This window comes from Rhizobium leguminosarum (assembly GCF_010668065.1).
Taxonomy (GTDB): Bacteria; Pseudomonadota; Alphaproteobacteria; order Rhizobiales; family Rhizobiaceae; genus Rhizobium; species Rhizobium leguminosarum_S.
Window position 1 is genome coordinate 1 of record NZ_WUEN01000033.1, and the last position, 9,362, is coordinate 9,362.

The 9,362-nt window shown below is 59.4% G+C and carries 5 protein-coding genes and 1 tRNA gene; 1 reads left to right on the plus strand and 5 read right to left on the minus strand.

Features of this window, described 5'->3' with window-relative positions:
* The first annotated feature begins 47 nt into the window (after positions 1–47).
* Positions 48–124, plus strand: a tRNA-Met gene (locus GR198_RS35080).
* A 77-nt stretch (positions 125–201) separates the two neighbouring features.
* Here the strand turns inward: GR198_RS35080 and GR198_RS35085 are convergent.
* From GR198_RS35085 to GR198_RS35105, 5 genes are all read right to left on the minus strand, one after another.
* The gene (locus GR198_RS35085) at positions 202–3,597 is read right to left on the minus strand and encodes a DEAD/DEAH box helicase (RefSeq protein WP_164070479.1); all 3,396 of its coding nucleotides are present in this window, start codon (positions 3,595–3,597) and stop codon (positions 202–204) included.
* A gap of 133 nt (positions 3,598–3,730) precedes the next feature.
* On the minus strand, positions 3,731–5,383 hold the full coding sequence (locus GR198_RS35090) for a GNAT family N-acetyltransferase (protein WP_164070480.1): 1,653 nt from the start codon (positions 5,381–5,383) through the stop codon (positions 3,731–3,733).
* 270 nt (positions 5,384–5,653) lie between these two features.
* Positions 5,654–6,145: a hypothetical protein gene (locus tag GR198_RS35095; RefSeq protein ID WP_012759596.1), complete on the minus strand. Its 492-nt coding sequence runs from the start codon at positions 6,143–6,145 to the stop codon at positions 5,654–5,656.
* A 122-nt stretch (positions 6,146–6,267) separates the two neighbouring features.
* Positions 6,268–7,617: an HlyD family type I secretion periplasmic adaptor subunit gene (locus GR198_RS35100; RefSeq protein ID WP_164027110.1), complete on the minus strand. Its 1,350-nt coding sequence runs from the start codon at positions 7,615–7,617 to the stop codon at positions 6,268–6,270.
* A gap of 5 nt (positions 7,618–7,622) precedes the next feature.
* A partial coding sequence (locus GR198_RS35105; protein ID WP_164070481.1) for a type I secretion system permease/ATPase occupies positions 7,623–9,362 on the minus strand: 1,740 nt, incomplete at its 5' end.

The window sequence follows — 9,362 nt, forward strand, 5'->3', positions numbered from 1 at the left end:
GCCTTTTGTGTTAGAATGCATAAGCAAATCCCAGCGATTTGCTCTGGCGCGGGGTGGAGCAGCCCGGTAGCTCGTCAGGCTCATAACCTGAAGGCCGCAGGTTCAAATCCTGCCCCCGCAACCAAACTATTCCCATAAAAACAATACGCAAAAGCCCGCCTCGTGCGGGCTTTTTGCGTTCCAGAAGTAGGCATCCAGGATTCAGTAATCGGATACCCCGTTCAATTCATTCCGGGCCAGGAATTCTGCTGCCTGTATTGTATCCAAGGCACTCGCTGTCTCCCTGAAGTAAGGCAAAGTTTCCCAGAGGGTGCGATCGCCGACGATATAGAAGCGGCGTTTTGCGCGCGTCAGGGCAACGTTCAACAGGTTCGGCTTCGATGCGGCCCAGGCTGCCGCTCCGCTGTGAGCGGCATCGGCGCCGAGCACCATGAAAACGATGTCTTCCTCTTTGCCCTGGAAGGTATGCACGGTGCCTATCCTTTCCTTCAGCCACCTTGATAGCTTCGGTGGAGACGCGCGCATATTTCCGTTCGGATCGATCCATGCCGCGTGGGCCAGAGCTTGCCTCAGACTGTTCTTGATCTCCTTGAACGGCGAGATGATATAGAGATCCGGCAGTACGCCGTCCCGGCGATAGGTGGCAGTGAGGACGTCGACGATGAAACCCGTCTGTTCTGGAACGGCCTGTTTGCCTGACACCCTTCCCCTGACGTCGATCCAGGCGCTGTCGCCATAAAACGGCGGCACGTCGCCGGCTGGTCGGCGTTCTTCCAGCCCGAAGACCATCTTGTTCTGATAGGCGATCTGGTTGGCAAGGCTGAACATCGGATCGATGCAGCGTCGGTGCACCCTGAGAGGACTGCCGATCCAGAGCCCGTCGGCTTCCTCGCCCGAGACCGTCGTCCCATAGCGGTTGGCGGCATCGGCCAGCATCTGTACCGACGCCCCGTTCGGCGAATATTGTCCTGCCGCCGTGTGGGGCGATAGAGCCGAGGTGGCGGTGATCAGCGCGCTGGGAAGCGTGAAGACCGGTTCGATCTGCTGGGGATCACCGATCACCATGACCCGCCGTGCCCGCAACAGGGCGCCGACGGCCGCTTGCGGCACCGCCTGACCGGCTTCATCGATGAAAACCCAGCCGATCGAGCCGGTGTCGAGACCGCGGAATTGCCGCGCAAAAGACGCAAAGGTTGTCGAGACGATCGGAACGATCATGAAAAGGCTCTGCCAGATCAACGCAATGTGCTCGCCGTCGGCGGGGCCGTTGTTGGAAAGCATTTTGTTGATGGCGACGATGTTTCCTCCAAAACCTCCGCCTTTCTTGCCCACATCCGCCAGCCACGCTTCATGCAGCGTCAACGCTGCTTGAAGCAATGCCGAACGCAGACCTGCCAGTTCGTCCTGATGCCACAGACCGCCAATCTGGAACTGATCGCTCTCGAGATCGGTGAGGCGCCCAGGTAGGGTGGGATGATTGAGAATTTCCCCTAGGCGGCCAAACTTCTCCCTTTTCCTGGACCAGATTTCTCGTCGCGACCGCAGTGCCTGTTCGGCACGTTGATGTCTCCGCAAAGACTGTTCCAACGCAGGTCTGAGGGTTTTCGCAAGGTGATGTTCGCATTCCGCCACCGCCTTGCGCAGTTCCAGCTGTCTTCGTGCATTGGCGACGACATTGTGCCGATGTTGCCGGGCAGGATTGGTCGACAGCACTTTCTCCCACCACGCAGGAGCTCCGCGGTCGAGCAGCAGTTCCTCCTCCTTCAGAGGAGACAAGCCTTCCCTGAGGCGGAGCATGTCGGCGGCAACCATATCGCATAGGTCCTGTGCGTGTCGAAGTTCGGCCGCAGCTGCTCTGACCTTTTCAAGCGCCTCGCGGCAGAAAGCATCCTGCGAAACCAGGGCGATTTCGGCATGGAGATCGGCATAGCGTGCATATTCGCCGATCTTGTCGTGAACACTTTGGTCGGCGGCATGAAATACCGCCGATGCTTCGGCGAAGGTTGGTCCCTCATAGCTCTTTAGCCATTCCCAGATCGTCTGCGGCTTATCGGCGCCCGACCAGCCGGGCTTCGGCCTGTCGGCGATTTCCATGAAGGCAAAACGTTCCTTGAAGGCGCGGCGGTTTCCTGAATTGCCGAGCGCACAGGCGATCAGCCCCCATGGGCGGTCGCCATCGGAGAGCCTGACGACGGCTCCGTTGTCCTTCTGGCAAGCGATTTTGTGCGCGATGGTCTGCAGATATTGGAATGAAGACGTTCTCGCGACCGAGCTTCGCTTCGGAAGATCGCGCGAAATATTCTCCACGGCGGCGTTGTTGGAGGAGGCGACGACCATTTCGAATCCTGCCAGGGCCGGGATCAACGCCGATATCGAGGCCGTGCTCCGGTCCGAGAATATGATACGGCGCGGCGCGCCATCGAAGGCATCGCGCGCCGTCTTCAAGGAGGCCAGGACGCGGGCACGCCGAACGATATTATCCGCGAACATGTCGCGAAGCAGCGTCGTCTTTCCCGTCCCTGGCGGGCCGTTGACCGAGAAAAGTCCCGTTTCCAAGAGGTCGTCGATTGCCGAATTGATCGCGAACTGTTGCATGAGGCTCATGGCGTGGTGAGGTTCGCTGAGCCAGCGCCCGCGGTTGAGTTTTCCAGGATGCAAGGCCCGAACGATCGCCCGGCGTCCGTCCTCCGAGTAGAGGTCGATCCGTTTCTCACGCGCCAGCGGGGTGAGATATTGCCTGAGCGGCGCGGGGATATCGCCATGCGTGACGCGTATCATCGCCCGCTCGATGTCCTCGATGAAGAAGCTGTTCAGGATGCCGATGTCGTCTTCAACGCTTGTACTCTCGTCCCCCTCGTCGTCGGCATCGAGCGCATTACTATCAGGCGGTGGCGGCAAGGAGATGAGTTCGGGTCTTTCCACCCGGTCTCGATAGCGTATTTCAACGGCGGCGATGGGCTTTTCCTGCTTCGAGGCAAAGCCGGCCCAATCGCAGAGCAATTCATGCAGTGTCAGGATTTCGGCGGCATCGATCGGCTGATCGGCCGTGTCCTCGGCGGATGAAGATCTCAGATGCCGCTGCGCCCGAAAGTTCTGAAGCAATTCCGAGAGCTGCCGCTTGCTGTCGGCAAATCCCTCGTGGCTGAGCGAGGAGAGGCCGGATTTCCGCACCCGTCCCAGAGCCCATGGAAGCGTGGAAACCGAAAATGTTTCAAACATCGGCTGCCCCAAAGGGGAGAGCTGCAGGCTGGCAAAGCAGGTATCGCCATCGAGATCACCGCGTTCGGCATCGTCATATTCGGCGATATCGGGCGCAACGCTATCGAAATGTCTGCGGATATCGGCAATTTCGGATTTGCTGAAAACCCCGAGGAACAGGGTGAAGCCCGTGATTTGCTTCTCCTCGGGGATCGCTGGACGGCTGAGTGCGGCACCGTCATCCTCGAGCGTTTTCGCATGCAGCCAGAAAACACTTCGGCCTTCACCGGCGACGATGCGACTGGAGAGATCGTAAGGAATGAAGAACTCGATTTTGTGCCAGAAATCGAGAATGGCCAGAAGCCGTTCCCTTTCGGCACCATCTGCATTCGTCTGCATGACTTCTCACTGAGGAGTTGCAAAATAGGCTCGCGCTTTCTTTTAGCAACGATTGCAGCTCAAAATCAAAGACCACGGTGACTGCGCGTCCTGGAGCCGCCGGACCGCATTTCCGCACCATGGCAAAACCGCGTCAATGCAGACGTGGTCGGCGTCGCTCGCTGAGTTGCCGTCCCCGGTTCCAGCGGGCGATGGTCTCCGGCACGACGTCCGTCTTGCCAACGGCGGGCTCGGCGATCGAGCGCAGGCGTTCAAGGGCAACACCCGCCTTGGTGGCATATTCGAGTGCGGTCGGATCGTCCGAATGCACGTCCTGGATTGCGGCGAAGACGGCCTCCGCCTCGGCCAGCCGTTTGCTGGCCGCAAGGGCGATACCGCGCTTGTAATGTGCCTGGATAAGATGCGGCCCGATCTCGCCGACCTGCCGGAAAGTCTCAGCGGCCTGGTCATATTGATGGAGCGCAAGCTGCGTGTCGCCAAGCCGCATTTGGATCGGTGTCGGATCGGGCGCCTGCTCGACGAGAACCTTGTAGGCAGCCAGTGCCTCCGTCAGCTTGCCCCGGTCGAACAGCAGATTGGCGAGCCCGAATTCCGCGCCGGTATGACCTGGAGCCGATTGCAGGACCTGGTTGAAGGCGATCTCCGCCTTGCTCCGGGCTCCGTTGCGGTACATGTCGAGCGCCTGTTCATAGACGAAACGAATGCTGCGCGGGTTGAGCACGCCATGCAGATTCTGTCCGTTGCGGGTGCGGAACAAGGTGCAGCTGATCCGCCTTTCCACCGCCCCGAACATGTACTTGTAGGGTTCGTTTCCGCGCAGGAAGTCATAGGTCTTGAAGCCGTGCTCGATCGCCCGCCGGATGCAGTAGCCATGCAGGATGAGACCGGGAGACGGCGTCTTCCAGTTCTCGTCGCGGCCGGTGATATAAAAGAGGATCGCCTTCTTCTGCCGATCGACGATATTCGCCAGCGCGCCGAGCGGCTGGTCGCCATGCCAAAAGACCGGCACCTCGAGATTGCCGCAGTTGAAGCTATCCATCAGCATTTCGCGTGTGGTGATGATCAGCCGCTCGGTCCGCTCCGTGCCTTTGCGGGCACTCCACTTGATCCGCCAGAGATTGAAGAGGATGTCCAAGTCCCGATCAATGGTCTCGGCGGTTGCCATCGTGATCCGGTAAACATCGTCGCCTTCGACCTTGCGCAGGAACCGCCGGAGTTTCTGGCGCGTCTGGCTGCTCATGCGCTGTTCGAGATAGTCGTCGAAGCTTGCCGGCAGAGGGACGATCGGGCAAATCGTATTGTCGATATTCTCGCTGTTCTTGGGCGAGCTGTCGCGAAACATCACCTCCGGCCCCTGCAGCGCCTCGATCATCTTCTCGCGCCGGCCAGCAGGGCCGCTGAAATATTCGAGCTTCAGGTCAGTCCAGTTCTGATGTTTGAGAAACGAAGCAAAGCCGGCAATGGCGTGATGCTCGTAATCCGGTCTGACAATGAAGCCGGTGTAATCGGCCGCAAAATTCCCTGCCATGATGATCTCGTCGTAGAAGAGCCCTGTCTTCTCGTCTAGATGCGTGATGAGGCGCAGCGGAAAGAAGGCGACATAGGGTGCTTCGGGATCGCGTTCGCGAAGGGCGAGGATGAACCAGCGGCGTCGGCGGGAGAGATAGTTCTTCAGCCATATCCAGGAGAGGAAATGCTGCGCGTCGGGATCTTCCATGAAGACCTGATCCCAGTTCTCGCGTACCGCCTCGAACCCCGCAATGGTGTCGATGATATCTATGCGCATGTCCGCCCCCCAATACCCCATACGTCACTCGGGAGGTTTCATTCTAATGGGAAACACTGATCTTCAAATAAACCGTCCGGATGATTTACGGGGCCTAAATGGGATTAGTCCTGAGCCGGCGCATAAGCCAAAATCGCAATCGGCTTTGGTGAAAATGATACACAGATTCAAAGCGATAGAGCACAACGAGCCCTGAGGGATGCTGCGCTTCAACGGACCTCGCCCGAAAGTGTGCAGCGATTTTGAGAACATGAGTACATAAGGATTAGATCAGAGTTCGCCGGAGATCCGCGGGCTCGCATGGATGAAGGCCCAGAGCGTCCGGCTGATGGCGACGATCTCGGCGATCGACTTTTCGAGAAGGTCGAGCTCGCGCGCGTCCATCTGTTCGATCTTGCCGTAGCGGATCTGCTTGTCGTCCTCGACGAGCCGCATCAACTGCGTGCTCGAGATCTCTCCCTTTTCGTCGAAGGAATAGATGCAGTGATTGTACTTGTTGCGGATCTTGGATTCCTTCTTCAGCCGCGACATGGCTGAAAGGATCGCCTTGCGGTCGGAAGGGGAGGTCGAAGCGAGCTTGGACAGCCGTTCGATGAGATCGATCCGGGCGCGCGTGGTGTTGAGCGTCAGGAACACGACGATCGCCGCATCCTTTTCGACCCGGAGAAGATGGGCGATGATGTAGATCAGCAGGCTTTCGGTGTTCGTCCAGACATAGTTCAGGCGGCCGACCCGCAGCAGGACATCGGACATCGCCGCCATGCTTGACCCTTTCTCCCCGGAGGGGATCCATCCCTCGAGGGATGACATATGGACATTACATCAGAACAACGGGCAAGTCCGTCATACATATTTACCGGACCGCCCATCCGGATCGCGCGCGATCAGCGCTCCTTGAAAGCCCGGGACATGCTGTCGGTGATCGGTTTGCTCAGATATTCGAAGAAGGTGCGTTCCGACGTCTGAATCAGCACTTCGGCCGGCATGCCGGGAACGGGATGGAAATTGTGCACCCGCGCAATCTCGGAATCGGGTATTCCGACGCGGACGATATAGACGTCCTTGACCGAAGCACCCGCATTTTCCTCGATCGAATCGGCTGAGACGTAGAAGACCTTGCCCTGCAGAACAGGGGTCGTGCGCCGGTTGAGCGCCGTGAGGCGGATCGAGGCCATTTCTCCCTCATGCAGCTGGTCGATCGAAGTGCGCAGCACCTGGGCTTCCAGGATCAGCGGCACATGCGACGGCAGGATCTCCATGATCGGCTTTCCTGTCGTGATGACACCGCCGGCTGTGTGAAAATAGGAGCGCACCACCGTGCCCGACACCGGCGAACGGATAGTGGTGCGCTCGAGCACGCCGGCGGCCTCGCGCATCTGTTCGCGCACGCTGTCCAGATCGGTTTCGGCGGTCTCGAGCGCATCGAGTGCCGCCTGCTTGTTGGAGTTGACGGCGATGACGGCTTCCTGGCGGAATTTGGCGATCTCCGCCTCGCTCTCGTTGAGCTCGCCGTTCAGTCGAGCAATGTCGCCCATCGCATCGGCGATCGCCCGCTCGATTGCCAGCAGATCCGTCTTGCGCATATAGCCGACCTTGACCAGCCGAGCCTTGGAGTCGCGTTCCTCGGTCAGCAGCGATAGCTGCCTTTCGAAGGATTCTCGCTGGCCCCTATAGCCGACGAACCGGAATTCGAGCGATGCGATGTTCTTCTCGATCAGATTGAGTTGCTCTTCAAGCTTGATCTGCTTGCTGTGGAAGACGACGTTCTGGCTCTGGATGATCGCGTTGATATCAGGATCGCCGGCCTCCTTTGTCACGATATCGGGAAGCTGGAATTCGCGCAGGCCCTGCGCTTCGGCACGGAGCCTGGCGACGACGGCTTCAAGGCGCAGGCGGCGAAGCTGCAGCATCCGCTCGTTTGAGCGGGATGCTGTGGGATCGAGGGTCAGCAGGATGTCGCCTTCCTTGACCGTATCGCCTTCGCTGACGCGCATTTCCTTGATGATGCCGCCTTCCAGGTGCTGGATGATCTTGTTGTTGCCGGTCGCGACGAAGCTTCCTTGCGCGATAACGGCGGAGGCGAGCGGCGCTGTCGCCGCCCAGAAGCCGAAGCCTCCGAACGAGGTGAAGAGAACCGTCAGGCCGACAATGCTGTGCACACGGATCGAGCGCGGCACGTCGCTATACCATTCGAGCTGCACCGGACCGGCCGTCTCCTGATTTTTCCGTCCCATGTCGTTCACCCCTCAATGCGCGGTGCTTGTTGACCGTTATTGCCGTTGTTCTTGGAAAGCGCCTGCAGCACCTCGATCCTTTCCCCGAACATGGCGACAGTGCCGTCCTTGAGCACAAGGATCTTGTCGACGCATTGGAGAAGAGCCGGACGCTGGGTAATGGTGACAGTGGTAATGCCCTGCTTCTTGGCGTGGATCAGTGCCCTGGCAAGGGCTGCCTCGCCCTGGGTATCGAGGTTCGAATTCGGCTCGTCGAGCACTACGAATTTGGGATTGCCGAAGAAGGCGCGGGCCAGTGCGATGCGCTGCTTCTGGCCGCCCGAAAGCGGAGCGCCATCGGCCGCCACGATGGTTTCGTAGCCCTGCGGGAAGCCTGCGATGAGTTCGTGCACGTCGGCCAGCACCGCGGCCTCGTAGATCTGGTGATCGTCGACGTCGTCGCGCATGCGGCAGATATTGGCCTTGATCGTGCCGGGAAAGAGCTGCACGTCCTGCGGCAGATAGCCGATGCTTTCGCCGAACTGGCGCTGGTCCCAGTTGCGCAGATCCATCAGGTCGAGGCGTACATTTCCCGATGTCGGGACGATCGAGCCGACGAGCATCTTGCCGAGCGTCGTCTTGCCGGATCCGGAATTACCGATGATCGCAAGCGATTCCCCCTTTCTGAGCGAGAAGGAGATGCCGTTGAGAATGACCTTCTTTTGCGGTGGCGGCACGAAGAGAATGCGTTCGACATCGAGCCGGCCTTCGGGATTGGGAAGACGCAGGCGCGGGAAGTTCAATGGGGAATTCAAGAGCAGTCCCTTGATCCTGCTATAGGCGGCTGCCGACCGGTTGAACTGGTTCCAGCCTTCGATGGCGCCTTCGATTGGTGCCAGCGCGCGTCCCGAGATGATCGAGGCCGCAATCACCATGCCGCCCGTCAGTTCGCCGGCGAGCGACAGATGTGCGCCCCAGCCGAGCAGGGTGACCTGGGTGATCATGCGGCAGGCCTTCGATATGCCGGAGAAGATGATATTGCGGTCCTGTGCCTCGACTTGCGATTTCAGCGAACCCGCCGTTTCCCGGCCCCACATCTTCACGGCCTCGGGGATCATCGCCATTGCGTTGATGATCTGCGAATTGCGCGACATGGAATCGAGATGGAAATTCGCCCGGCTGAGATAGCCGTTGGATTCGGCGAATTGCCGGGCGGTGAATTTCTGGTTCAGATAGGCGATGACGAAAAGCACCGCGCAGCAGACCATGATGATGATGCCGAGATGCGGATGCACGAAATAGACGACGACCACGAAGAACGGCATCAGCGGCGCATCGAGAAATGCGATCAGCGTGCCTGATGTCAGGAAGCCGCGCAGCAGCTGCAGATCCTGCAGCGTCTGATAGTCCTTGCCGCTGCCATGCAGCGATGCCCTCGCTGCAGCGCTGAGAATCGGCGCGCCGAGCTGCACTTCCAGCTCCACCGCGGTGCGCATCAGGATGAAGCGCCGCACCGAATCCATGAAGGCCTGCAGCAGCACGGCGCCGATCACGGCGATCGAGAGCATGACGAGCGTGTCGACGGAGCGGCTTGTCAGCACCCGGTCGGATATCTGGAAGAGATAAAGCGGTATCGCCAGCAGAAGGACGTTGATGGCGATCGTGAACATCATGACGACCACCAAGTTGCGCCGTACCGCCGCCATGCCGCGCGAGAGGCTGGCGGCGAAATTCACAGGCTCGCTGCGCTTGTGAAAACCGCCGCC

Excerpts from the sequence above, each read along its gene's own strand:
- GR198_RS35085 (WP_164070479.1), bottom strand. The coding sequence starts at position 3,597 with ATGCAGACGAATGCAGATGGTGCCGAAAGGGAACGGCTTCTGGCCATT.
- GR198_RS35090 (WP_164070480.1), bottom strand. The coding sequence starts at position 5,383 with ATGCGCATAGATATCATCGACACCATTGCGGGGTTCGAGGCGGTACGC.
- GR198_RS35095 (WP_012759596.1), bottom strand. The coding sequence starts at position 6,145 with ATGGCGGCGATGTCCGATGTCCTGCTGCGGGTCGGCCGCCTGAACTAT.
- GR198_RS35100 (WP_164027110.1), bottom strand. The coding sequence starts at position 7,617 with ATGGGACGGAAAAATCAGGAGACGGCCGGTCCGGTGCAGCTCGAATGG.